General features: G+C 64.1%; 18 protein-coding genes and 1 pseudogene. 11 read left to right on the top strand and 8 right to left on the bottom strand.

What is annotated here, in order from left to right; translation table 11 throughout:
* On the bottom strand, positions 1-1,153 hold a 1,153-nt coding region (locus ACUCV3_RS26435; RefSeq protein ID WP_482241407.1), incomplete at its 3' end, for an AAA family ATPase.
* A gap of 319 nt (positions 1,154-1,472) precedes the next feature.
* On the bottom strand, positions 1,473-2,081 hold the full coding sequence (locus ACUCV3_RS26440) for a hypothetical protein (RefSeq protein WP_482241408.1): 609 nt from the start codon (positions 2,079-2,081) through the stop codon (positions 1,473-1,475).
* Between the two features lie 143 nt (positions 2,082-2,224).
* Between ACUCV3_RS26440 and ACUCV3_RS26445 the strand changes: the two are divergent.
* The 9 genes and pseudogenes from ACUCV3_RS26445 to ACUCV3_RS26485 form a co-directional block, all read left to right on the top strand.
* Positions 2,225-2,971: pseudogene (locus ACUCV3_RS26445) on the top strand (glycosyltransferase family 2 protein); the annotation flags it as partial.
* A gap of 167 nt (positions 2,972-3,138) precedes the next feature.
* On the top strand, positions 3,139-4,008 hold the full coding sequence (locus tag ACUCV3_RS26450; protein ID WP_482241409.1) for a hypothetical protein: 870 nt from the start codon (positions 3,139-3,141) through the stop codon (positions 4,006-4,008).
* Between the two features lie 57 nt (positions 4,009-4,065).
* On the top strand, positions 4,066-4,980 hold the full coding sequence (locus ACUCV3_RS26455; RefSeq protein ID WP_004207740.1) for a sulfite exporter TauE/SafE family protein: 915 nt from the start codon (positions 4,066-4,068) through the stop codon (positions 4,978-4,980).
* The gene (locus tag ACUCV3_RS26460) at positions 4,977-5,735 is read left to right on the top strand and encodes a TIGR02186 family protein (RefSeq protein WP_279728443.1); all 759 of its coding nucleotides are present in this window, start codon (positions 4,977-4,979) and stop codon (positions 5,733-5,735) included. Before ACUCV3_RS26455 ends, ACUCV3_RS26460 begins: the two co-directional genes overlap by 4 nt.
* 224 nt (positions 5,736-5,959) lie before the next feature.
* Positions 5,960-6,697 carry an AcvB/VirJ family lysyl-phosphatidylglycerol hydrolase gene (locus ACUCV3_RS26465; protein ID WP_279728442.1) on the top strand — a complete coding sequence of 246 codons (738 nt, stop codon included), beginning with the start codon at positions 5,960-5,962 and terminating at the stop codon, positions 6,695-6,697.
* 3 nt (positions 6,698-6,700) lie between these two features.
* Positions 6,701-7,111 (top strand): DUF2147 domain-containing protein, encoded by a 411-nt coding sequence (locus ACUCV3_RS26470; protein ID WP_279728441.1) that lies wholly within the window; start codon positions 6,701-6,703, stop codon positions 7,109-7,111.
* 7 nt (positions 7,112-7,118) lie between these two features.
* On the top strand, positions 7,119-9,662 hold the full coding sequence (gene mprF, locus ACUCV3_RS26475) for a bifunctional lysylphosphatidylglycerol flippase/synthetase MprF (protein ID WP_482241410.1): 2,544 nt from the start codon (positions 7,119-7,121) through the stop codon (positions 9,660-9,662).
* A gap of 39 nt (positions 9,663-9,701) precedes the next feature.
* The gene (locus tag ACUCV3_RS26480) at positions 9,702-10,094 is read left to right on the top strand and encodes a VOC family protein (protein ID WP_279728439.1); all 393 of its coding nucleotides are present in this window, start codon (positions 9,702-9,704) and stop codon (positions 10,092-10,094) included.
* A gap of 53 nt (positions 10,095-10,147) precedes the next feature.
* Positions 10,148-11,752, top strand: a complete 1,605-nt coding sequence (locus ACUCV3_RS26485) for a family 43 glycosylhydrolase (RefSeq protein ID WP_482241411.1) — start codon at positions 10,148-10,150, stop codon at positions 11,750-11,752.
* A gap of 374 nt (positions 11,753-12,126) precedes the next feature.
* Here ACUCV3_RS26485 and ACUCV3_RS26490 read toward each other — a convergent pair whose 3' ends face one another.
* From ACUCV3_RS26490 to ACUCV3_RS26505, 4 genes are all read right to left on the bottom strand, one after another.
* On the bottom strand, positions 12,127-13,620 hold the full coding sequence (locus ACUCV3_RS26490; protein WP_048938858.1) for a PepSY-associated TM helix domain-containing protein: 1,494 nt from the start codon (positions 13,618-13,620) through the stop codon (positions 12,127-12,129).
* Positions 13,617-14,183 carry a hypothetical protein gene (locus ACUCV3_RS26495; RefSeq protein WP_482241412.1) on the bottom strand — a complete coding sequence of 189 codons (567 nt, stop codon included), beginning with the start codon at positions 14,181-14,183 and terminating at the stop codon, positions 13,617-13,619. The genes ACUCV3_RS26490 and ACUCV3_RS26495 overlap by 4 nt, the downstream gene beginning before the upstream one ends.
* The gene (locus ACUCV3_RS26500) at positions 14,177-16,459 is read right to left on the bottom strand and encodes a TonB-dependent receptor (protein WP_279728437.1); all 2,283 of its coding nucleotides are present in this window, start codon (positions 16,457-16,459) and stop codon (positions 14,177-14,179) included. Before ACUCV3_RS26500 ends, ACUCV3_RS26495 begins: the two co-directional genes overlap by 7 nt.
* Before the next feature lie 189 nt (positions 16,460-16,648).
* Positions 16,649-19,522: a TonB-dependent receptor gene (locus ACUCV3_RS26505; protein WP_482241413.1), complete on the bottom strand. Its 2,874-nt coding sequence runs from the start codon at positions 19,520-19,522 to the stop codon at positions 16,649-16,651.
* 367 nt (positions 19,523-19,889) lie between these two features.
* Here ACUCV3_RS26505 and ACUCV3_RS26510 point away from each other — a divergent pair, with 367 nt between their 5' ends.
* Positions 19,890-21,293 carry a pectate lyase family protein gene (locus ACUCV3_RS26510; RefSeq protein ID WP_482241414.1) on the top strand — a complete coding sequence of 468 codons (1,404 nt, stop codon included), beginning with the start codon at positions 19,890-19,892 and terminating at the stop codon, positions 21,291-21,293.
* Positions 21,290-21,676 (top strand): cupin domain-containing protein, encoded by a 387-nt coding sequence (locus ACUCV3_RS26515; RefSeq protein WP_279728434.1) that lies wholly within the window; start codon positions 21,290-21,292, stop codon positions 21,674-21,676. The genes ACUCV3_RS26510 and ACUCV3_RS26515 overlap by 4 nt, the downstream gene beginning before the upstream one ends.
* Before the next feature lie 9 nt (positions 21,677-21,685).
* Here ACUCV3_RS26515 and ACUCV3_RS26520 read toward each other — a convergent pair whose 3' ends face one another.
* Positions 21,686-21,862 carry a hypothetical protein gene (locus ACUCV3_RS26520; protein WP_164488846.1) on the bottom strand — a complete coding sequence of 59 codons (177 nt, stop codon included), beginning with the start codon at positions 21,860-21,862 and terminating at the stop codon, positions 21,686-21,688.
* 74 nt (positions 21,863-21,936) lie between these two features.
* Positions 21,937-23,505, bottom strand: a complete 1,569-nt coding sequence (locus tag ACUCV3_RS26525; RefSeq protein WP_279728433.1) for a carboxylesterase/lipase family protein — start codon at positions 23,503-23,505, stop codon at positions 21,937-21,939.
* Positions 23,506-23,572 lie beyond the last annotated feature (67 nt).

The raw sequence follows: 23,572 nt of genomic DNA on the forward strand, positions 1-23,572 counted from the left end.
TTAAAAAGATACAGTTTGGAATCCCGCGGCCTGTAGCTTGTAGGCGTTCGTTAGCTTCCTGATAAAATGCGCGATCAGCGTCGGCCTCAGTGACGACCACGTTTTCGTAGAAGAGCGCAGAGAGCACGCCGGCCGAACGGAGAAGTGGATTACGCATGAGCCGCTTGATCTCACTGCTCGGTAAAAGTCGAGCGGTGGGAACCCCTTTTCGATAGGTGAGCCTGACGATGTTTAGCGCCACGCCAGACTGGATGCAGCCCATCATGAATTGCGCACTGTGCGTCGAAACGAACATACGCTTTTCTGTTGCGGCGAGTGATCGGGCTATCTCGCGTCCCATATTGAACGCAAGCGCAGGATGAAGGAATGCTTCAGGCTCATCCATTAACAGAACTTGTGGATCTCCGGCCATCACTTCGGCGAGCACGCCCGTGAAAGCTTTTGCGCCGTCGCTCGCCTCTTGGATGAGCTGCGCATTGGCGTGGAATGTCACTGATGGGGCGCTAAGCCCACGCTCCAATTCCGGAGTAGCAGGCTCTTCCGGCGACAAGCGTAGTCTCAGTTTTCCTAACTTGGTCGGATCTATGATTGCGTAGTTACCAAAACTTTTGTGAACTATTCTCCTGTATCTTTTCCTAAGATCATCGTCCTTAAAGAGATGCTGCAAAGTCGATTCGGCCGGCTTCTGAAGGTCACCGCCCTCCTGCTCATCCGCCAACGTGATACGATTCTTACCATTTAGAATAATCGTTTGCTGACTTGCAAACCCCTTAGCGAAATTTTTCCGTCCTTGCGCGCTATTTGGGTTAACTAGTGCTTGAAGCATGCTGATGTTCTGGATCATCATAGGCGCACCACGCTGCCGAACGAAAATAAACCCTTCTGTATGACCTTTACCTGGAGGAGGAGGAACCTCCAAAAATTCAAGCAATTGTTCCGCCGACTTCTCATCCCTTGAAGAGAAAATCAATTTTTCTAAAATCACATCGGACTTCACATTGTGACCATGAAAACATTGCGTCGCGATTTCTTCTATAAGTTTACTTTTTCCTGAGTTGTTCGGGCCAATGATAATTGTAATGGCGGCCGGCGCAAACTCCAAAGCTGGCTGACCTGCGCTGGAGCCGAATTGCAACTTTACCCGCTCAATCATGATACACTCTTCGAAAATTTACTGTCGAGGCGTTAGCGTGCCGTACAGATCAAGTCGACCGTGATCGATTTTTAAACCGGTTGTCACATAAGGTTGCGCGGAAGCAGGCTTTGTCACGACTGCCCCTGCCCTCGACGCTGCCCTTGCGAAGAGGCCTTCCACAATCACCCTTCTTCGCCGCTCGCGCAGGTCGCGGTGAAGTGACGCTAACGGCCAATGAGTTGAGGTGGCCTCAGGGAATGAATCGCCCTAAAGCTGGCGGAAACCGGCCTTTCAGGAAACGACCATTTGCAGACATTAGCAGCTATGCTCAAAATACCTATTTGTTGTCGTTCTGCTCTTGCATCAGCTTTTTCGTAGAGATGCAGTTCCCTGCCTTCTCACAGCGCTTCCATTCCGCATCAGCTTCGGCTTGAGACAGTTGCGGGAGTGGGGCCTGGATCATTTTTACGGAGATCGGTCGATCGACGATGATTTCGAAGTCTGACAGCCCCATGTGGCCATAAGCGCCTTTGAACGCCGTTCTTCTGCCAAGGAAAACGATTTCATAGACCGCGCCGAGTTCGCCACGCATAGGGCCGGGGGTCAGCCATACTCTACCTTCCGCCGAATCAAATTCACAGCTCGAAGCTGGCCCGGTGCAGAACTGTGAGCCCTCAAAGTCGTTACGCCAGAGACCTCGCCATTCTTTTGCTGGTTGCATTTTAACGCACTGATCGGTCGGAGCGGATTCTATGGCAGTGAAGCCCTCCTCCACCTTTTCTATGGCGCACGGATAGGGCCTGCCGGGAATGCCTTTGCCATTTTCGGCAATCTGCCGATCAACGGGATCGAGATATGCTTCCGGCGGTGTTTGCTGAGCGTCAACAGGATAACCCGCCGCAAAACTCAAAATCCCAACAAGCGCAGGCCCGAATTTTCTCATCATGATTGCATCCCCGATTAATCGTAAGTCTACATCCACTTACTACGGCTGCAATGCGCCACTTGTTCTTGAAAGCAGATCGTCTGCTCACCACCCTTTTCCGCCGTTTGCGCGGGTCGCGGCAGAGTGACGCTAACGGCCAATGAGCTGAAGCCCATGGCAAGTCCCTGACGGTGAGGGAATTTCTTGGTGCATCCATTCCCTCTGCTGGCGTCGCCTGCGCCTTTGAAAGAAATATATTGGCCGCTCTCGCCCCTCATGCTGGCGCGGGGCCATTCGATCCGGGGTCATTGACCGAAGATTATGAAGCGGGGTTGCGGATCGCCGACATGGGCGGCCGGGGCATCTTCCTGCGCATCCGTGATGCACAGGGCCGTCTTGTCGCGACCCGCGAATATTTTCCCGACAGCGCTCCGGCCGCCATCCGCCAGAAGGCACGCTGGATCATCGGCATTTCGCTTGCCGGATGGGATCGGATGGGCTGGCAGGGCGGCCCGGCCGAATGGTGGATGCGGATCAGGGACCGGCGCGCCACCCTTGCGGCCCTGATCATCGTCGCCGCCTACGCCACGCTGCTGCTCTGGAGCATGTTGGAACTGGCGCGCCCATTCCTGGCGCCGCAAATGCGCCCGTCGACGCCGCTGATCGACACCTTGCTGACGCTCAATCTCTGGCTCATGGCATGGCGCATCACGATGCGCGCAATCTTTGCCGGCCATGCCTATGGCTGGCGGCATGGACTGGCGGCCGTGCCGCGCATGTTCGTCGGCAACGCGATCGCTATCCTGGCCGCCCGGCGCGCCGTGATCCTCTATGTCCAGTCGCTGCTGGGCAAGCCACTGGTGTGGGACAAGACGCAACATCGCTTCCCCGACATGGAGGAGCAGGCATGATCGGATCATCGGCCGATGGACGGCCGGTGCGCTTCTTTTTCATGCTGTGCATTGGCTGGACCGGCATGCGTCTGTTCGGCACGATCGCGTCGACAGCACCGCTACCAGCGACAGTGCCAGCCCCGGCCAAAGGCAGTCGGATCGGCTCCCCCACTCGTCAGGAGCGCATGATCCCGATCATCAACAGAGCAGAGACAGCAATATATTCTGGCAATAAGTGGCAAGCCATCCGTGCGCGTTCGCCCTTCAAGCCAGTCCGGACCGCTTATGCCATCGCGCCACTATCGACGGCATGGTCGTTGAACTCTGGCGCCTCCAGACAAAGACCTCCCCTAGCCCAGCCCAAAGCCATGGAACCGCTTGCCATTTCGGTATCGACCATATCGCCCGTCGGTCATGATCGCTGGCAAGGCAGCGCCTGGCTGCTCTGGCGCTCCGGCGGTGGTTCTTCGGCAGACCTCGCCACTGTGGGGCGCCTTGGCGGGTCGCAGGCCGGGGCACGGATCGACTTCGACCTGATGCCGCGATCCTCGGGGCGCCTTGCCGCTTATGGTCGGGCCACGACGGCCCTCCAGTCGCCAGAAGCGCCCGAAACCGCGATCGGCCTGTCCTATCAGCCAATACGCCATATCGCCGTCAGCCTTGCCGCCGAACGACGGATCGCGCTCGATACCCAGGCGCGCGACGCTTTCGCGCTGTTGCTCGTCGGCGGTTTTGGCCCAAAACCCGTGGCAGGACCGATCGAGGCCAGCCTTTATGCGCAGACCGGCATGGTGGGGCTGCACAAGCGCGACCTTTTCATCGACGGAAAATTCTCGCTTCTCGCGCCGATCAAGGGCAGCCCTCTGCGCGTTGGCCTCAGCCTGTCTGGTGGTGCGCAACCCGATGTCGAACGACTGGATATCGGCCCCGAAATCCAGTTTCGCCTGCCCCTTCCAGCGATCGCCGCACGCATCGGGATCGAATGGCGTGAACGTGTCGCCGGCCAAGCCAAACCGGCTTCCGGCCTGGCGGTCACACTCGCCGCCGATTTTTAGCCTGCCAGCCATCTCTCGGCTTTCGCTCGGAGTCTTTTGTCTCTAACCCGATGGGGCATGGATCTATACCTGCCCATCGCCAATCTGTCGGTGAACGCCCTGGTCATCATCGGACTGGGTGGCGTCGTCGGCCTGTTGTCGGGCATGTTCGGCGTGGGTGGCGGCTTCCTCACCACGCCGCTGCTGATCTTCTATGGCATCCCGCCTACGGTCGCAGCGGCCTCTGCCGCCAGCCAGGTGACCGGCGCCAGCGTGTCCGGCGTCGTCACCCACATGTCGCGCGGCACCGTCGATTTCCGCATGGGCGGCGTACTGATCGCCGGCGGCGTGGTCGGCGCGGGCCTTGGCGTCCTCATCTTCCGCCTGCTCCAGTCGCTGGGGCAGATCGATACGGTGATCGGCATCCTCTATGTGCTGATGCTGGGCGGCATCGGATCGCTGATGGCGAAGGAGTCGATCCAGGCACTGATCGCGCTCAAAACCGGCAAGCGCATGCAGGCGCGCAAGCGCCGCCACCATCCGCTGGTCGCCGCACTGCCGATGCGCTGGCGCTTCTATCGCTCGGGCCTCTATATCTCGCCGCTAGCGCCGCTGCTGCTGGGCATGGCAACCGGCATCCTGACCATGTTGCTGGGCGTGGGGGGGGGCTTCATCCTGGTGCCGGCGATGCTCTATCTGCTCGGCATGAACACCCAGTCGGTGGTCGGCACGTCGCTGTTCCAGATCCTGTTCGTCACCATGGCGACGACCATGATGCACGCGATGACGACCAAAGCGGTCGATCTGGTGCTGGCCATGCTGCTGCTGATCGGCAGCGTCACCGGCGCGCAGGTCGGCACCCGGCTGTCGATGACGATCCGCCCGGAATATCTGCGCATCCTGCTCGCCGCGATCGTGCTGCTGGTCGCCGCACGCATGGCGCTGGGGCTGGGCTGGCGGCCCGACGAAATCTTCACGATCGACGTGAAATGAGGATATCCTGCCTCATCCTGCCAGCCCTGGCCCTGCTGCTGAGTGCCGCGGACGAACCGCAACTGGTGCCTGATGTGTCGCAGCGCGAGGTCGAGATCCAGTACAGCTTCACCGGCGCGGACCTGCTGCTGTTCGGCGCCATCGTCTATCCCGACGGTCGGCGGCCGGACAAGCCGGCGGACATCGTCGTCGTGCTGAAGGGCCCCGAACAGTCGATCACCATGCGCGAAAAGCAGAAGGTCGCCGGCATCTGGGTCAATGCCGACCGCGCCCGCTTTCGCTCTGCGCCCAGCTTCTACGCCATGGCCTCCTCCCGGCCGATCGACCAGATCGTCGATGAGCGCACCGCCGCAATCTACGAACTGGGCGTCGACAAGCTGCAACTCTCCCCTTCCTCGCTCAACGACAGCGCGGAGCTGGACCGGTTCCAGGCTGGCCTGGTCGATCTGCGCCAGCGCAACGGCCTGTTCGTTGAACGCCCCGGCACAGTGGAGATCAGCGACGGCGTGCTCTATCGCGCCCGCCTGCCGCTCTCGGCCCGTGTGATCGTGGGCGATTATACCGCCGAAACCTTCCTGGTGCAGGATGGCCGCGTCGTGGCAGCGGCGGTGCGCGACATCCATGTTCGCAAATCGGGTTTCGAACAGTTCATGGCCGTCGCGGCCGAACGCTGGTCTTTCCTCTATGGCCTGACCGCCATCGCCCTGGCCGTCGGCATGGGCTGGGCCGCCGGCGCAGTCGCCCGTCGCATCTGATCGACCGCCTCTCCAAAAGTTCATTTTCCAGCCACGCTACCGCAGGCCGTCATCGACCATATCGGTCGTGCCACCTCCCCTCCCCCTTGGGTGGCACGAAACAGGCCAGCTTGGACCAGCTGGCCGAACGGTCGGAACGCGTGGGTCTTGTTCCGACCGCTCACAGCCCGGCACGTCGGTCTCCTCCCGACGTGCCGGGCGCTCGGGTCTATCGAGGAGACGGCATGATGGCGCGCAGCGGCAAGAGCATCCGATATATCCTGCCCATCCTGATCCTCGCTCTGCTGGCAGCGGCCTTCCAATGGCTCGGCTATCTGGGTGGCGACCCCTTTTCCCTCTCCCGCCCACAGGGCTATCGGCCGGGCCATGGCACGCCGATCGTCATCATCCTGTCGGGCGACATGGGCATGAAGGTCGGCATGGGGCCGGGCATCATGGCCCGCCTGACGCGAGACGGCATGCCGACCGTCGGCGTCAATTCGCTGACCTATTTCCGCAAGACCCGCAGCCCGGCGGAAGCCACCGCGCTGATCGGCCGAGCCCTGGCCCAGGCCCACAGCATCGATCCCGCTGCGCCGGTCATCCTGATCGGCCAGTCCTTCGGCGCCGACATGGCGCATGTCGGCCTTGCCACGCTGCCCGCTGCCCAACGCCATGCTATCGCCATGGTGGCGCTGGTCGTGCCAGGCGCCACGGTCGAATATCGCGCTTCGCCCGGTGAGATATTCACCTTTGCGATGGCGGAGGCGGACGCCCTGCCGACCGCGCGCAAGCTCGACTGGGCGCCTTTGCTCTGCGTTCATGGGCAGGAGGAAGCGGCCAGCCTGTGCCCCTTGCTCCGCCAGCCCAATGTGCAGACCGTCGCGCTGCCGGGCGGACACCCGTTGCACCATGATGTCGATGCGCTCTACCATGTCCTGCACGCGGCCTTCGCCCGGCAGGGATTGATCCGGAAGATCTGACCCATGCATCACGCCCTGCGCCTGTTCCTTGCCGACATCAGCCTGATCATCGCCGTTCCGGCGATGGCGGCCGATCCGGTGCTGGGTTCCTGGATCAATCCGCGCGGCAGCGTCACGGTCACGACCGGCGCCTGTCAGGACAGATTGTGCGGCTGGGTCAGCCATGCCAATGCCGAGGCGCTGGCCGATGCCAGCGATGCCGGCATCCCGCATCTGGTCGGCACCACCCTGTTGCAGGATTATCGCCCCAAGGGACCGGGCCATTGGGCCGGGCGGGTCTATGTGCCCGACATGGGCCGCACCTTCTATTCAACCATCGATCAGCAAGGGCCAGACCAGCTGAAGATTTCCGGCTGCATCCTAGGCGGCCTCTTCTGCCGTAGCCAGCTCTGGCACCGGGTCACGACGGGGTAGACGCGCCATGGGGGCCATGACATTCCTGCGCCAGCACCGCACCGCGCTCTCGGTCGGGCTGGTCGTGCTGCTCGCCGCGCTCGGCTTCGTCGCGCTCTACCATCTGCTGCACGATGTGCATGTGCGCGACATCCGCGCGGCCTTTCATGCACTTGGCCCGACAGCCCTGATCCCCGCCCTGCTGCTGACCGCGATCAGCTATGTCACGCTCACCTTCTACGACGTGCTGGCGCTGCGCTCGATCGGCCGCCCCTTGCCCTATGGCACGGCGGCGCTCGCCTCCTTCACCAGCTATACGCTCAGCCATAATCTGGGCCTGTCGCTGCTGACCGGCGGATCGGCACGCTACCGCATATACAGCGCGGCGGGGCTGGGTGTTGCGGATGTAGCGCGCGTGGTCGCGATCGCCGGTGCCACCTTCTGGGGCGGCGTCCTGACGCTGGCGGCGGCCATGCTGGTCTGGCGGCCGGAGATGCTGTCGGTGGGCGATGTTCGCCTGTCCGCGCCAGCATTGCGTGTGGCCGGAAGCCTGACCCTCACGACCATCATCGGCCTGATCCTCTTTGCCGGCCGGCAGGGACGGATGCTGCATTTTGGCCGCATGTCGCTGCCGCTGCCGCCTGCCTCGCGCATATTCTGGCAGATCGGCATCGGTGTGATCGATCTCGCCGCGGCCAGCGCTGCGCTGTTCGTCCTCGTTCCCGGCGTCGGCCTGCACGCCTGGCCCGCTTTCTTCCTGGGCTATGCGCTCGCCATCGTCGCCGTGCTGCTGACCCATGTGCCCGGCGGCGTCGGCGTGTTTGAACTGGTGATGCTTGCCGCCCTGCCCGGCGTGGACCGGCCGCAACTGGTCGCCGCGCTGCTCGCCTATCGACTGGTCTATTATATCCTGCCTCTGCTGATCGCGGTCGGCATCATCGTTGCGCAGGAGGGCTGGCGCTGGCGGCAGCCGCTGCGCCGTACCCTGCGCGGCCTGCAGGCCGTCACGACCGGCCTCGCACCGATCATGACGGCGGCGCTCGTCTTCCTGGGCGGCGCCATCCTGCTGGTATCGGGCTCGCTCCCGGCCATCCCGCACCGGGTCGCGACCCTCAACAGTGTCGTGCCCTTGCCCTTCCTCGAAGCCTCCCACATGGCCGGCAGCCTGGTCGGCGCGGCGCTGCTGATCCTGTCGGCCGGCCTCTACCGGCGGCTGGACGGGGCCTTCTGGCTGACCCGCATCCTGCTGCTGGCCGGCGCGATCTTCTCGCTGCTCAAGGGGCTGGATTATGAGGAAGCGGCGGCGATGCTGCTGATCGCCGCGCTGCTGCAATGGGCGCGCCCGGCCTTCTATCGTCGGACCCAGCTCATCGCCGACGCCTTCACCCCTGGCTGGCTGGCGACGGTCGCAGTGGTTCTGGGCCTCTGCGTCTGGATCGGCTTCTTCGCCTATAAGCATGTCGAATATCAGAACGACCTCTGGTGGCATTTTGCCGCCCGCGCCGATGCCTCCCGCTTCCTGCGCGCCAGCCTGGCCGTTGCCGTCCTGCTGATCGGTGTGGCGCTTTGGCGCCTGCTGCGCCCGGCCGCGACCATTCCCGCCTTGGCCAGCAATGCCGCCGTCCCGCCGGAGGCCGCGCTGGCGCTGGCCGAACGCACCGACGCCAATCTTGCCTATATCGGCGACAAGCGCTTCCTGGTGTCGGATGGCGGCACCTGTTGCCTGATGTATCAGATCAGGGGGCATAGCTGGATCGTCATGGGCGATCCCGTCGGCGCCCGCAGCAAATGGGCGGACCTGCTCTGGCGGCTGCGCGAACAGGCCGATGCCGCGCAGGGCCGCCTGCTGCTCTACCAGATCAGCCAGGACATGCTGCCGCTGGCGATCGAGTTGGGGTTGCAGATCGTCAAATATGGCGAGGAAGCGCATGTCGACCTGGCCGGCTTCACGCTGGACGGCCCGGACGCCAAGCCGCTGCGCTATGCCGAGCGGCGCGCGGCGCGGGAGGGCGCCAGTTTCGAGATCATCCCCGCCGCCATGTTGGACCAGGAAATGGACCGGCTGGCCGAGATTTCCGCCCATTGGCTCCAGGCCAAGGGGCACAAGGAAAAATGCTTCAGCGTCGGCCGCTTCGATCGCGCCTATATGGCACGGTTCGACTGCGCCGTGGTACGACAGGAGGGCAGGATCGTCGCCTTCGCCAATATCTGGGCCGCGGCCGACCGGTCCGAACTGTCCGTCGACCTGATGCGCCATGATGACGGCGCGCCCTATGGCACGATGGACTTTCTGTTCATCCACCTGATGCTGTGGGGCAAGGCACAGGGTTATCGCTGGTTCAACCTCGGCCTCGCCCCGCTTTCCGGGCTGGAGGCGCGCCGGCTGGCACCGCTCTGGTCGAAGCTGGGGGCGCTGCTCTACCAGCATGGCAATGCGCTCTACGGCTTTGAAGGACTGCGCGCCTATAAGGACAAGTTCGGGCCGGAGTGGGAACCCCGCTTCGTCGCGGGGCCGCAGGGTCTGTCCTTCGGCCGGGCGCTGCTCGATCTTCAGGCACTGATCGCCGGATAGCCATTGCGCGACGGGCGCATCCCGCGATAGCGCTGGGCGATGCACGCCATCCATCATATCGCCATCATCGGGTCCGACTATGCCCGGTCCCGCCGTTTCTATGTCGACATTCTCGGCTTTGCCGTGCTGAACGAGGTCTATCGCGCCGAACGCGACAGCTGGAAATGCGATCTGGCGGTCGGCGGCGCGCAGATCGAGCTTTTCTCCTTCCCCAATCCGCCGCCGCGTCCCTCGCGCCCGGAAGCCTGTGGCCTGCGCCACCTTGCCTTTGCCGTCAGCGACCTGGATGCAGAAGTCGCCCGGCTCGAACGCCATGGCGTGGCGTGCGAGCCCGTGCGGGTGGACGAATATACCGACCGGCGCTTCACCTTCTTCGCCGACCCAGACGGACTGCCGCTGGAGCTTTACGAGGATCAGGTCCGCGCCATTTGACAGCATCAGGTCATGGCCCTTAGGTAACCGGTATCAATAATCGGGAGAGGGTCATGGCAGTCAGCCGACGGGACGCATTGCTGGCGACGGCTTCGGCGGCGCTGGCGGGTGGTTTGAGCGAGGCGCGGGCGGCCCCCCCTGCTCCACCGGCCACGCCTGCCCCCGCGCCCGACTGGCGGCGCGGCTTCGACCATCAGCGCATCGCCGATCTGGGCGACGGCCGCTTCCTCAATCCGCTGATCGCGGGCGACCATCCCGATCCCACCATCCTCAAGGATGGCGCGGATTATTACATGACCTTCTCGACCTTCGATTCCTATCCCGGCCTCATCATCTGGCATTCGCGCGACCTGGTGAACTGGCGGCCGGTCGGCCCGGCGCTCCACCGGAATATCGGGTCGGTCTGGGCGCCCGAACTGTGCAAGCACAAGGGCCGCTATTATCTCTACATCCCGGTCAAGGTATCGCCCAACACCAGCTATGTGATCTGGGCCGACCGGATCGAGGGGCCGTGGAGCGATCCGATCGACCTCAATCTGCCCAACCATATCGATCCCGGCCATGCGGTGGGCGAGGATGGGTCGCGCTGGCTGTTCCTGTCGGGCGGCGACCGGGTGCGCCTGACCGACGATGGCCTGGCGACCGTCGGCCAGCCCGAACATGTCTATGACCCCTGGCACTATCCCGACGACTGGGATGTCGAGGGTTTCTCGCCCGAAGGCCCCAAAATCCTGCGCCATCAAGGCTATTTCTATCTGGTGACCGCCGTGGGCGGCACGGCCGGGCCGCCGACCGGCCATATGGTGATCGCCGCCCGGTCGCGGTCGATCCATGGGCCGTGGGAGAATTGCCCGGCCAACCCGATCGTGCGGACCGTCGATCGCGCCGAGAAATGGTGGTCGCGCGGCCATGCCACCTTGGTCGAGGGACCGGACGGCAGTTGGTGGTCGGTCTATCATGGCTATGAAAATGGCTATTGGACGCTGGGGCGGCAGACCTTGCTCGACCCGGTCGAATGGACGGCGGACGGCTGGTTCCGCATGACCGGCGGCGACCTGTCGCAGCCGATCGCCAAACCCAGGGGCGGCCAGGCCGGACCACATGGGCAGCCACTGTCGGATGATTTCAGCGCGCTGCACATCGGATCGCGCTGGAACTTCTTCAAGCCAGCGCCGCAGGAGGCGCAGCGGGCGCGGGTCGAGAACGGATCGCTGATCCTGAAGGCCAGCGGCACCGCCCCCTCCAGTTCGTCGCCGCTGCTGCTGGTGGCAGCTGACCAGGCCTATCAGTTCGAATGCACGGTCGAGATCGCGCCGGGTGGCGTCGCCGGGTTGCTGCTCTTCTATGACGAGCAGCTTTATTGCGGGCTTGGCTTCGACCAGGAGCGGTTCGTCACCCATCAATATGGGATCGAGCGCGGCCGCCCCGCCAACCCCCATGGCCGCCGGATGCGGATGCGCGTCACCAACGACCGGCATATCATCCGCTTTCACATCAGCGGCGATGACGGCAGGAGCTGGAAGCGGTTCGACCGGGGGATGGAAGTGTCGGGCTATCACCATAATGTGCGCGGCGGCTTCCTGATGCTGCGCCCCGGCCTCTATTCCGCCGGTGCGGGTGAAGCGCGCTTCACCGACTTCCGTTTTCGCGCGCTTTAGGCCGATTGGGGCCGACACGGGACGCGACAGGCGAAGTTCACAGTGTCGTGCGGGCTATTTCGGGCCAATGCGCCTGTGATGCACCCACGACGCGCCGGTCATGCGCCTGTGACGCGACAGTGGCGGGGGAAACGGGTCACGCCCGCGCGCCTTCGACGCGACACCAAGGCGACAATGAAGCGACAGCCACGCGACAGGCGGGTGGTATGAAAAGCGATGGGGCAGCGCTGGCATGCCCAAGGGTAGATCAGAGATGGGCCGAGTAGGAAAGCCGGGGCAGCGTCGCGAAAGCCCACCCCGCTGCGACTAGCGCGCTGCGCGCGCAAGTCTCGCCGCCCCTCCCGTTTACGGGAGGGGAATGGCAAGTTTCTGCCTTAGACCTTGGCTGGAGCGCGGCTGCGCAGCAGCGCGAGCAATAGGCCGATGCCGCCGGCAAGCAGCAACAGGTCGACCAGCAGCCCCTGCCCGCCCGCCAGCAGCGGTGCGCCGTGCAGCAGCGCCACCACCAGCAGGCCGGCGACCAGCGCCCATTGCAGGCCGCGAGACAGACGCGGACCGGGCAGCGCCTTGGCCATACCCGCGGCCAGCACAGACAGAATGGTGAGGCCCAGCCAGGCCAGCGGCAGCGACACATGCGGCAAGGCGAAGGCCAGAACGGCGGTGAGGACGAGGATGACCGGCTGACCCCAGCAGATCGCTGCCCAGATCCGTTCCCATTGCGGCGCGGGCCGGCCGCGATCGCGGCGGCGGGCCAGCCAGATGGTCACGCCGCTGGAGGTGACGATGCACAGCGCAATGCCGAGCAGGCCATAGGCGATCCGCACGGGCAGCCCGCCGAACCAGCCGAAATGCAGCTGGCCGATGCCGCTCAGCATCCGGGTGCCGGCGACCAGATCCTGCGGCTGTTCCTGATGGAGCAGTTGCCCGCGCGCATCATATTGCACCTCGTCCTGCTGGGTCAGCAAGTGCGGCCGGCCGCTGTGGATCGAGATGCGCATATCGGCGCGGCCGGGCCGTTCGACCATGATATTGTCCGCCACGGCCGCCGGCGCGCGGGCGCGGGCATCGGCGATCAGCCGGGCGATATCGGGAATGGGCACGGCGCGCGCGTCAACCTTGGGCAGCGGATCGAGGAAGAGTTCATAGACCTTCCCCATGTCGCCGCGATAGAGCAGCATCGCCAGCATCGCGACGATGATGGTGCTGAGGCCCAGCAGCGCGCCGGTCAGCGCCAGAGTGAAGTGAAAGGGCAAGGCCCAGATGCCGAGGCGATTGTGCAGATCGGCCTCCTGCAGCCGGCGCGAACCGCCCAGGCGCAGGTGGAAGGCATCGCGCAGCACGCGCGGATGCGCCAATATGCCCGACACCAGGGAGGACAGCAGTGCCACGCCGGTCAGGCCGACGATGAACTGCCCCCAACTGCGCGGCAGATGCAGGTTGATATGGAGATGGAGCAGAAATTCGGTCCAGACCGCTTCGAGATCGGACAGCGCACCATCGGCCGCCACGGCCCATTTATGCTCATAGGTCGCGCTGAAGGCCGTGAGGCTGGCGCCATCCTGTTTCGCAGTGGGCAGCGACAGATAGAGGGTGGTGTCGGCCGGCGCGCGCCTGGCCGCTTCGGCGATGGCGCGGGCGGCCGAGGCATCCGACAGGCTGGTCACCACCGGCGTCGCCGGCACTTCCCACCGCTCCAGATCGGGCGCGAACACCGCGACCGTGCCGGTCAGGCAGACGATATAGATGATCGCGGCAAAGGCCAGGCCCAGCACCGAATGGCTGCTGAGCACCGATCGCACCGTTTCGGGCGACAAGGGCCAACGCCATTTCTTTGCCCGGCTGTTGGTCTGGACGCTCTGGTCGTTCATGCGGCCCCTCCCAAGGCGGCGAGGCCGAAGCCGATGATGCTGGTGCCGACCAGCACGGCGGTGGCGCGGAGCAGGCGACGGTCCGCCAACGTCCAGGTCATGGCCAGCCCCCAGAGGATCGGAAGCAACAGGCCGCCAAGCACGATCCGGGTGCGCGGATCACCGGGCAGATAGACGGTGACGCAAAAGGCGACGCCCATCGCGGCCGTCATGCCGAGCGGCCCGGCGAGCAAGGCGCGGAGCACCCCGCGCCAGAAGCGGCCCGGTTCCTCCAGCGGCTCGGGCGCGACATCGCCATCGCGCCCCCGCGCCGCCTTGCGCCGGACCCGGCCGAACCAGATGATGGCGAGCGCACCGATCCCCTCCATCGCCAGTCCCAAGGCCAGCCCCTTGACCGGCCCGATCAGCAGGAAGGCAGCGACCAGCAGGCCGATCAATATGGCCCATCCCGCCAGCAGCAGGCCAAGCACGGAGCGATCCCGCCGCACCCAGGAGCGGCGCAGCAGGGCCGCGCCCAGGGCGCCGCCGGCGATGAGCAGCAGGCTGGCGAGTGCGATCACCAATGGACGCTCGCGCCGACGCCGACGGTCTGGGGTTCGCCCAGGATCGCCTGATGGATCGCGGCATATTGGTACTGCATATAATCCTCGTTGAGGATGTTGCGTGCGAAGACGAACAGCGACCAATGATCGGTCTCATAACCGATCTTGCCATTGACGACCGTGCGGCCGCCGACCTTGTACTGGCCCTGATCCTGACCGACGCCGGTGAAGACCGACGAACGGTAATTGGCGTTGAGATTGGCGACGAAGCCCGGCCCGAACTGCGCATTAATGCCGCCCGACAGGGTCCAGCGCGGCGCATAGGGGAATTGGGTGTCGGTGAGGTCAACCGTGCTGGTCGCCCCGGCGGGCAGGACGAAATCGGTGAATTTGGTGCGGACATGGCCGACCGAGCCATAGAGATCGATGCCGCGCGCGATAGTGGCATTCGCCTCCACCTCGAACCCGTAAAGATGCGATCCGGCCGCGTTCACCGTGTTATAATCATAGGCATTCTGGCCGAAATAGGCGGTGACCTGCTGGTCCTTCCACGTCATGTAGAAGGCATTGGCATTGAGCGTCAGGCGCCCGTCCAGCCATTTGGAGCGCAGCGAGCCTTCATAATTCCAGCTATATTCCGGATCATAGGCGACGAGCAGGGCGCGGGCCGGGTTCTGGCTGGAGCCGCCCGAGCGATAGGCGCGCTGGACGGTGAATGCGGTGGTGAGGTCCGGCGTCCAGTCCATGCTGATCCCCGCCTTGGGCAGGAAGGCGTTGAAGCTGCGGCTGTTGGACGCCAGCGGCGAGGAAGCATCGTCGACCAGCCCCAGAACGCCCTGGTTGATCAGCGAAATGATCGGGGCATAGGCCGCGCCGAGGAAATTGGCATCGGGTAGCGTGCCGTTGAAGGTCGCCACGGTTTGCGCAGCATAGCGGTTGCGCTCATGATCGTAGCGGAAGCCGCCGATCAGGGTCAGCCGGTCGGTCAGCTTGAAACGGGCATCGCCGAACAGCGCCATCGTCTCCACCTTTTCCGGCTGGTCAGCCGAATAGGCGACCGGGATGACCGGCAGTTGTGCCGCATAGGCATTGCTGAGGAAAGTCGCCTGCGCCGCGGTCGCGCCATTGGCGCGCAGCAGGGCGGCGATGGTGGCGGTCGGCGTATCGATGTTCACCCGGCTATTCTGGTCGATGCTGCCGGTGCGGCGATAATACCAGGCGCCCAGCAGGCCGCTCAGCCGTTCGCCATCATAGTTAAGGCGCATTTCCTGGGTCAGGGTGCGGTAATTATAGCGATTGTCGATCGCCTGGATATCCTGCGGCGTGCCGTCGGTATCGATCACCGAATGGACGCGCGAGCGGTTCCAGGAGGTGACGCTCGACAGTTTCAGCCCCTGGGCCAGCGGATAGCTGATGTTGAAGACGGCAAGGTCGCTGTCGATCTTGCCCCGGCTGGGCTGGTCGCCCGTGGCGATACGGTGATTGAAATAATTGGGCACGTCGGTGCGGGCATATTCGTAGAGATAGCCGCCGTCGCGCCGGACGCGATTATAGCTGGCGACTGCCTCCAATCCCGGAATGGCCTGGGGCGTCCATTTGATCTTGCCGCGCAGATTGAGCGATTCCAGCGCATCGCTATATTCGTCGCGGGTGACATTGTAGATGAGGCCACGATCGTTGCGGCGCTCGGCCGACAGGCGGATGCCCAACTCATCCTTGATGATCGGTCCGCCGATCGCGGCGGAGAAGGTGCGATCATCATATTCGCTCCACAGCACGCGCGCGTCACCGCCCCAGCGGGTCAGCGAGGGATCCTTGCTGGTGATGACGATGCCGCCGGCCAGCGCGTTGAGGCCCTGGATGGTCGATTGCGGGCCACGCAGCACTTCCACCTGCTGCACATCCCACAGGTCGGTCGGGCCGCCATAGAGCGCCCATTTGGGCACCGGTGCGCCATCGACATAGACGCTGGCAGCGTCTGCCTGCCCGCCCGCGCCGACGCCGCTATTGCTAATGCCGCGGATGGTGAAGCCGGACGAGCCGTAGGTTTCGGACAGGTTGGCGGTGCGGTTATAGACATCCTGGATGGTGATCAGCGCCTCGCGCTCGATCTTTTCGGGCGTCACGACCGCGATGCTGGTCGGCGTCTGCTGCAGGGTGCGGGCGCTCTTTTCGCCGGTGACGATGATGTCGGCGCGGGCCTGGTCCATATCGGCATCCGGCGCCTGTTGCGCCATGGCTGGGCTTGCCAGCGCGACGATCGCCGCCCCGGAGAAAAAGAAAGACGACCGCACCATATAATCCCCCAAATATTCTTGGCGGCGCCATATTTGAGAACGCTAACGCGAGTCAATGTCATTGCGTGAATGGACTATTGCTGTCGTCGGCCCGGCACCATCCCTGCCCCACCGCCGGCCCAAGAAAAAGGGCCAGCCACCTCGTGCAGAAGGCGGCTGGCCCGTGACGGCGCGACCCGAAGGGACAGGCTACATTTTCACGCGCGCGCCAAACTGGAAGGTGCGGCCGAAATGGTTGTACTCATAGTTGCGATTGGCATCGAGGTCGGTGTAGCGGCCGCGATATTCATCGGTCAGGTTGATGCCGTCGAGGGTGAATTCCAGCCAGTCGGTCGCCTTGTAACGGACCGAGGCGTCGACATTGACGGTCGAATTATAGCCTTCGAAGACGTTGCCGGTGCCGCTATTCTGGTCGCTATAGGGCCCGCGATAGCTGGCCGAGACGCGCGCGCTGAAGCGGTTGTCGTCATAATAGAGGGTGCCGTTATAGGCCCGCTTCGACACACCGAACAACGTGTTCTCCCGCGCGACATTGACCAGGCCGCCACCCGGCACGACCGCCGGCCCCGACACATTATAGGTGGCGTTGGAGTCGATGAAGGTCGCGTTGGCCAGGATGCCGAAATGCTTGAAGATCCACGGCAGGAAGGTGAAGGGCAGTTGCAGCGCGATTTCCGCCCCCTTCAGCGAAGCGCCGGTGCCGTTGACGGTGGTCGCGATGGTCCAGATCGGTTCCGCCTGCAGCGCCGGATTGAGCGCGGCGGGCGAGGAACTGACCAGCACCGAAGCCGGCAGGCCGGTTTCCGCGAAGGTCGCGTTGGAAATGGTCGCGGCGACCGGGAAGCTCTGCACATCCTTCTTGAACAGGGCGACCGAGAAGAGCGACTGGGGCGCGAAATACCATTCGACAGCCAGGTCATAGGCGGTCGCGCGATAGGGGTTGAGATAGGGGTTACCGTAGCTGACGCGATACTGGAAGCCGTCGGCCGAACCGCCCGGCGTCAGGCTGCCCAGCGTCGGGCGGGTCATCACATCGGCCACCGCCGCGCGAATGACCAGCTTGTCGGTCGGGAACAGGGCCAGGTTGGCGGCCGGCAGCCAATCCTCATAGCTGCGCTTGATCGTGACCGGGATGCCGCCATTGAGGCCGGTCGAGCGCTGGTCGGTCTTGGCATAGCGCATGCCCGCGTTCAGCGCATATTCGAGGCCGAACAGGTCGCCCTTGGCATCGAACTGGAAATAGCCGCCGGTCACTTCTTCGCGCACCGACCGGTTGTTGCCGACGTCCAGCGCCAGCGCGCGGTCATAGAGTTTGGTATAGGCGGTCGCCGCGTCCAGATTGGGGATCAGCCACTGGGTGGTGGTGCCCGACGGTTGGCCCGCCTTGCCCAGGGTGAAGAGTTCGCTCAATTCCGGCGTGGCCTGGAAACCATAGACGGCGCTCGGGCCGAACAGGCTGGTCGGCGAGCAGGTAATGGTGCCCAGCACCAGATCCTTGCCGCCATTGCCGCAGACGGCGGTATCGCGCTGATAGCCGACGGTCTTGAAGTCGAACCGGCGCCACATCGAACCGACCTTCACGGTCAGCCCCTCCGCCGCGTCCCATTCGGTGCGCAACTGCGCGGTCTTGAACCGGTTGGTGGTGTTGGACGGACGGTCGCGGATTTCGGCGAGTTGGAAATTGGCCGGATCGGTCACGCTGGAGCCGAAGGTCAGCTTGGGATGCTTCATGTCGCTATAGTCATAGCTATAACCCTGGGCATCGCGATCATCGAAGACCACCGTGGTTTCGACCGGAATGTCGGCGTTGGACTTGGACAGGCCGCCCAGCAGGGTGAAGCGGAACTTGTCCGTCACATCCTGGTCCCAGGTGCCGCCGACCTGATAGAATTCGGTGCTCGACTTGCGCAGATAATGTTCAGTGCGGACCCAGGCATCGTTGAGCGTGGCCGAGATCATGTTGCCATTATCGTCATAGACCGGATTGACGACATTGATCGACCGCTCGTTGGAGCGCAGCAGCACCTCGCCCCACTTCTCCTCACGGGTTTCCTTGAAGCGCGAATAGAGGCCATCGATCGAGATCTTGGTCGCATCGGTCGGGGCGAACTGCACCGATCCGGTCAGGCCGAGCCGCTCGCGATCATGACGCACCTCGCCATAGCGCGGAATGCGGGGATGGAAGGACAGCGCGGCATCGTTACAGGCTGGGCTCGGAATATAGGAACCGCCCGAATTGGGCTGGGTGAAGCAGGCGGTGCCATCGACATTGTCGAAGCGGGCCTGGGCCCAGCGCACGCTGTTATTGCCCAGTTCCTTGGTATCGAGCGTCGAATAGGCCGCCGACAGGGCGACGCCGAAGCGGCCGTCGGCCGATTTCCAGGATGCGATGCCGGCCAGACGCGGCCCCCAATTCTTGGCCAGATCATTATAGGAAGCGGTCGCCGAACCGACGAGGGTCAGACCTTCCTTGCCACCGAGCGGATTGCCGGTGTTGAGATCGACCACGGCGCCGAGCGAGCCTTCGTCCAGCGAGGCTTCGGCGGTCTTGTGAACGACCAGCGAACTGAACAGCTCTGACGCGAAGACATTGAAATCGAAGGAACGATCGCGGTTCGAGCTGGCACCATCGGTCGAGGTGGCGACCGTTTCCAGCCCGTTGACGCGCACGCGGGTGAACTGCGCGCCCAGGCCGCGCACGGTGATCGCGCGCCCTTCGCCGCCGTCACGCTGGATCGAGATGCCGGGGATGCGCTGCAGGGATTCGGCGAGATTCTGGTCGGGGAACTTGGCTATATCCTCCGCCACGATCGCATCGACCGAACTGACCGACTGACGCTTGAGGTTGATCGCCGCGCCCAGCGACTGGCGGAAACCGGTGACGATGATGTCGGATTCCTGGGCTGCGGCATCCGCCTGCCCCTGATCCGGCGCAACCGCGGCATCGCCCTGCACGGACTGAGCCTGTGCCTGAGCGGCGGAAACGCAGGCGATGGCGCATGCCAGGGTCGAGGCTGCGGACAGCCATTTCCGGGCGGACGAAGCCTGTACGAACGCAATCATAGAAACATCCCTCCATATTTCCGCCACGCCTCTTTGGGGGTGCGGCCCGATGTTGTCCCCTTGAAGACACCGGTGTCAGAAGCTTGTGACCCGACTGCGGATCAATGTCAATGATCATTGCGGCAATTATGTCTGAAGCTGTCAGGCCAGCGCTCGCGGCGATTTTCCGCGCCCCCTTGTCGGAAAAGCGTCCATATCGAGCCATTTTGCACCGCAATATGGGCCACATGACGTAGAATGACGGAGCGCAGCCCGCGCCTTCGCCTCGCTGCCACAATGATTGCAAACAGATTCGACACCGGTGTCAAATTGCTTGCATCATCGCCGCCACGGTGCAAGTCTGGCCAGGAGAGGAGCCTTCGGAAGCATGAAAATAACCGCCAGACTGATCGCCCTGCCGCTTGCCGGCCTTGCCCTGATCCCCCTGCCCGCAACCCTATCCGCCGCCTCGGCCAAGACCAGCGCATCCAGCGCAACGACTGCGTTTCCGGGCGCCGTCGGCTGGGCATCGACCACGCCCGGCGGCCGAGGGGGCCGCGTCATCCGCGTGACCACGCTGGCGGCCGATGGCCCCGGCAGCCTGAAGGCGGCACTGGAGGCAAAGGGCCCGCGCATCGTCGTGTTCGAGGTGGGCGGCGTCATCGACATGGCGCGCCAGACCATCACCATCCGCGAACCCTATCTGACCATTGCCGGCCAGACCGCCCCTTCCCCCGGCATCACCCTGATCCGGTCGGGCATCGACATCGCCACCCATGACGTCATCATGCGCCATATCCGCGTGCGCACCGGGGTGGACGACCAGCCGCTGCTGAGCGGATGGGAAGCGGATGCCATGTCGGTGGTCGGCGGCCATGACATCATCGTCGACCATTGCAGCTTCACCTGGGCGATCGACGAGAATATGTCGGCGTCCGGCCCGCGCTTCAATGGCAAGACGCCCGACGAATGGCGCGCCAACACGGCGCATAACATCACCTTTTCCTATAATCTGGCGGCCGAGGGCCTGGCCAATGCCAGCCATCCCAAGGGTGAGCATAGCAAGGGGACGTTGATCCACGACAATGCGACCAACATCCTGATTTATCGCAACGTCTACGCCCATAATGTCGAGCGCAACCCGCTGCTGAAGGGCGGCGTCCATGCCGCCGTGGTCAACAATATCATCTATGATCCGGGCGAGCGCGGCGTGCATTACAACCTGATGGCGCTGGAATGGGGCGAGCATCCCTATCAGAATGGCAAGCTGGCGGCGGTCGGCAATGTCATGCGCGGCGGCGTATCGACCGCGACCGGCCTGCCCTTCCTGACCTTGGGTGGCGATGGCGACCTGGAATATTATGGCAAGGACAATCTGGCCGTCGACAAGTTCGGCAAGCCATTGCCGATGTTCGGCCGCTATGGCGAGACCAAGGCGAAGCTGATCGAGACGCAGACGCCGCCGACCTGGTGGCAGGGGCTGGACGTTCTGCCGGTGCGCGATGTCGAGACCCATGTGCTGTGGCGTGCGGGCGCCCGCCCCTGGGACCGGGATGCCGATGATCTGCGCGTGCTGTTCTTCGTCGCCGAAGGGCGCGGCGAGATCATCGACAATGAGAAGCAGGTGGGCGGCTATCCCAAATTCGCGGCGACCCGCGCGCCCTTTGTCGAGGACGACTGGAACCTCGACACGATGGAGCCGAAATCGGGGCGTTATCCCGGCCAGAAGGACGAGACGACCGAGCATCTGTCGGACCGCGACAAGATGATGCGACAGGAGCCAAAGCCATGAGCCTGATGCTGTTGCTGGCGGCGGCCGCAGCGCCGCCGATGGTGATCGTCGACGAGCGCGAGGTGATGCGGGACGAGCCGCCGCCCCATGGCGAGATCGGCATGTCGACCGCCTATCGCATCAGCGACGCCGTGCCGCAGCCGCGCAGCATGGAATTCCGCAAGCGCGTGCTGCATGTCGGCGCGGCGATCGGCGTCCATCCAATCGCCCATGACGAGGTCTATTATGTCCTGTCGGGCGAAGGCGTGGTGACGTCCGACGGCGTGGAAAAACCGCTGACACCGGGCATGGCTGCCTATCTCTACAAGGATGCCAAGGTCGGCATCCGGCAGGTCGGCAAGGAACCGCTGGCACTGATCATCAGCTATCCGGTGGTTCACTGACCCGATAAGTTACCAGGCGCGCGGCACATTGCCGATGCGCTTGGCGACATCCGCCTCGATCGCGTTGAGTTCGGCCTGGCTGAGCACGCCCGACAGCATCAGCCGGCGCATCAGCTCATCGACCAGAGCGGCGAGAAAATGCAGCTCGCCGCGTTCCGAGACATAATCGACATCCTGGGTATCCATGCGGTTCCTCCAACTGCATGGGCGGACTCAACGCGCCCGCCCCCTTTTGGTTGCGGCCCGGCAACGAACAGCGTTCAGCTACCCGGCTGGATATAGGGGACGCGGGCGAAGAGTTCCCGCTCCCAGCCGCGCGGATCGCTTTCCACATGGCTGTCGAGATCGATGATCATCGTCTGGCGTTCGTCCAGCCGATATTGCGGCCAGGGCGCCATTCCGCTGCCATTGGGATCACCGCGCCGAGCGAAGGCCAGGAAACGCTGCATCAGCGCGCGCGACGCAGCCTGCGCACCTGCACCCGTGCCGGTGAAACTGCCCGGCGCATCGAGCGTACCGAAGGCGAGCGCGATATCCATGGTGTGCGGCGCGCCGCGTTCGGGCTGGGTCGGCGAGGCAAAGTCGACCTGATAGACCCAGGTCGGCGCATCGGCGCGGGCGCGCGCCTCCGCCTCCAGCACCTGCCCCGGCCAGCTGCGCCCGGCCGTGGTCGCGGCGTAGAAGATGCGCTCCGCCGACCAGTCGGGATAGCGCGCGCGATATTGGGCAACGATCCATTCGGGCGAAAGGTCCATGCGCAGTTCCGGCGCCATCCGGGCGGCGAGGTTGGACCAATCCAGCCCCTGGAGCCTGGAGCCATGGGGATCGATGAAGGCACGGGTCTCGTCATGGGTGTTGCCCAGCATCATCGGGATCGCCTGCGACTGGGGCGGCGCATCGGGCCAGAAGGGATGGCGCGCAAGATGCGTCATGTCGAGCACCGGCCCCATGTAAAGGCCGCCGCCCAAGATCGGGTCTTGCGCTGCCAGCCCCTCCACAAGTTGCGCGGTCGATCGTGACAGCAAGGATGACAGGTCATCGGCCTTCACGCCCAGTCGGGCGAGATATGCCTGCGCCCGCTTCGTCGCGTTGAGCGGGCCGGAAGCCGTCACCTGCTGCCCGCTCATGGTGATGGCGCGATGGAACAGGCCGATAGCGGCCGGCATTGCCATCATCGTCGCGATCTTGGCGCCGCCGCCCGACTGACCGAAGACCAGGATATTGCCGGGGTCGCCGCCAAAGGCCGCGATATTGTCGCGCACCCATTGCAGCGCGAGGATAAGGTCGAGCTGGCCTGCATTGCCGCTGTCGGCGAAGCGCGGATCGAGCCGGGCGAGATAGAGATAGCCGAAGATGTTGAGCCGGTGGTTGACGGTCACCACCACGACATCGCCCTGCGCCGCGAGCCGGTCGCCATAGGTCAGCGGATCGACCACGGAGCCGTTGGAATAGGCGCCGCCATGGATATAGAGCATCACCGGCCGCCTGGCGCGCGGGTCCGGGCCGGGGGTCCAGATATTGAGGAACAGGCAATCTTCGCTCTCCGGCTCCTGCCGCCCCTGTTGCGGACAGGAGGGCGCGAAGGCGCTGGCATCGGCCGTGCCGGTCCAGCCATCGGGCGCAAGCGGTGCCTGAAAGCGGCGCGGCGCGGTATCCTGACCATAGCGCAGGCCGCGAAAGACATGGAGGCCACCCTCGCGGGTGCCGGCGACCCGGCCCTTGCGGGTGGTCACGATGCTGGCGGTGGCGGCATGCGCCGGGCGAGCGAGGCTGGCGCCCAGCAGGGCCGCAGCCCCGGTCAACGCGCTCCGCCGGTCGATATCGGGCATCCGTCCTCCTGTGATGAAACGGGAGGCTGAGCCCTCCTCTTTGGTCAAGGTTGTCCTGCGCCCACCT

Source organism: Sphingobium sp. VMM (assembly GCF_056790315.1).

Bases quoted from the DNA above. Each gene is read 5' to 3' on its own strand.
- ACUCV3_RS26520 (WP_164488846.1), bottom strand. From the start codon at position 21,862: ATGGATACCCAGGATGTCGATTATGTCTCGGAACGCGGCGAGCTGCAT.
- ACUCV3_RS26490 (WP_048938858.1), bottom strand. From the start codon at position 13,620: ATGAACGACCAGAGCGTCCAGACCAACAGCCGGGCAAAGAAATGGCGT.
- ACUCV3_RS26465 (WP_279728442.1), top strand. From the start codon at position 5,960: ATGATGGCGCGCAGCGGCAAGAGCATCCGATATATCCTGCCCATCCTG.
- ACUCV3_RS26510 (WP_482241414.1), top strand. From the start codon at position 19,890: ATGAAAATAACCGCCAGACTGATCGCCCTGCCGCTTGCCGGCCTTGCC.
- ACUCV3_RS26485 (WP_482241411.1), top strand. From the start codon at position 10,148: ATGGCAGTCAGCCGACGGGACGCATTGCTGGCGACGGCTTCGGCGGCG.
- ACUCV3_RS26525 (WP_279728433.1), bottom strand. From the start codon at position 23,505: ATGCCCGATATCGACCGGCGGAGCGCGTTGACCGGGGCTGCGGCCCTG.
- ACUCV3_RS26455 (WP_004207740.1), top strand. From the start codon at position 4,066: ATGGATCTATACCTGCCCATCGCCAATCTGTCGGTGAACGCCCTGGTC.
- ACUCV3_RS26515 (WP_279728434.1), top strand. From the start codon at position 21,290: ATGAGCCTGATGCTGTTGCTGGCGGCGGCCGCAGCGCCGCCGATGGTG.
- ACUCV3_RS26500 (WP_279728437.1), bottom strand. From the start codon at position 16,459: ATGGTGCGGTCGTCTTTCTTTTTCTCCGGGGCGGCGATCGTCGCGCTG.
- ACUCV3_RS26460 (WP_279728443.1), top strand. From the start codon at position 4,977: ATGAGGATATCCTGCCTCATCCTGCCAGCCCTGGCCCTGCTGCTGAGT.
- ACUCV3_RS26480 (WP_279728439.1), top strand. From the start codon at position 9,702: ATGCACGCCATCCATCATATCGCCATCATCGGGTCCGACTATGCCCGG.
- ACUCV3_RS26440 (WP_482241408.1), bottom strand. From the start codon at position 2,081: ATGATGAGAAAATTCGGGCCTGCGCTTGTTGGGATTTTGAGTTTTGCG.
- ACUCV3_RS26450 (WP_482241409.1), top strand. From the start codon at position 3,139: ATGATCCCGATCATCAACAGAGCAGAGACAGCAATATATTCTGGCAAT.
- mprF (WP_482241410.1), top strand. From the start codon at position 7,119: ATGGGGGCCATGACATTCCTGCGCCAGCACCGCACCGCGCTCTCGGTC.
- ACUCV3_RS26505 (WP_482241413.1), bottom strand. From the start codon at position 19,522: ATGATTGCGTTCGTACAGGCTTCGTCCGCCCGGAAATGGCTGTCCGCA.
- ACUCV3_RS26470 (WP_279728441.1), top strand. From the start codon at position 6,701: ATGCATCACGCCCTGCGCCTGTTCCTTGCCGACATCAGCCTGATCATC.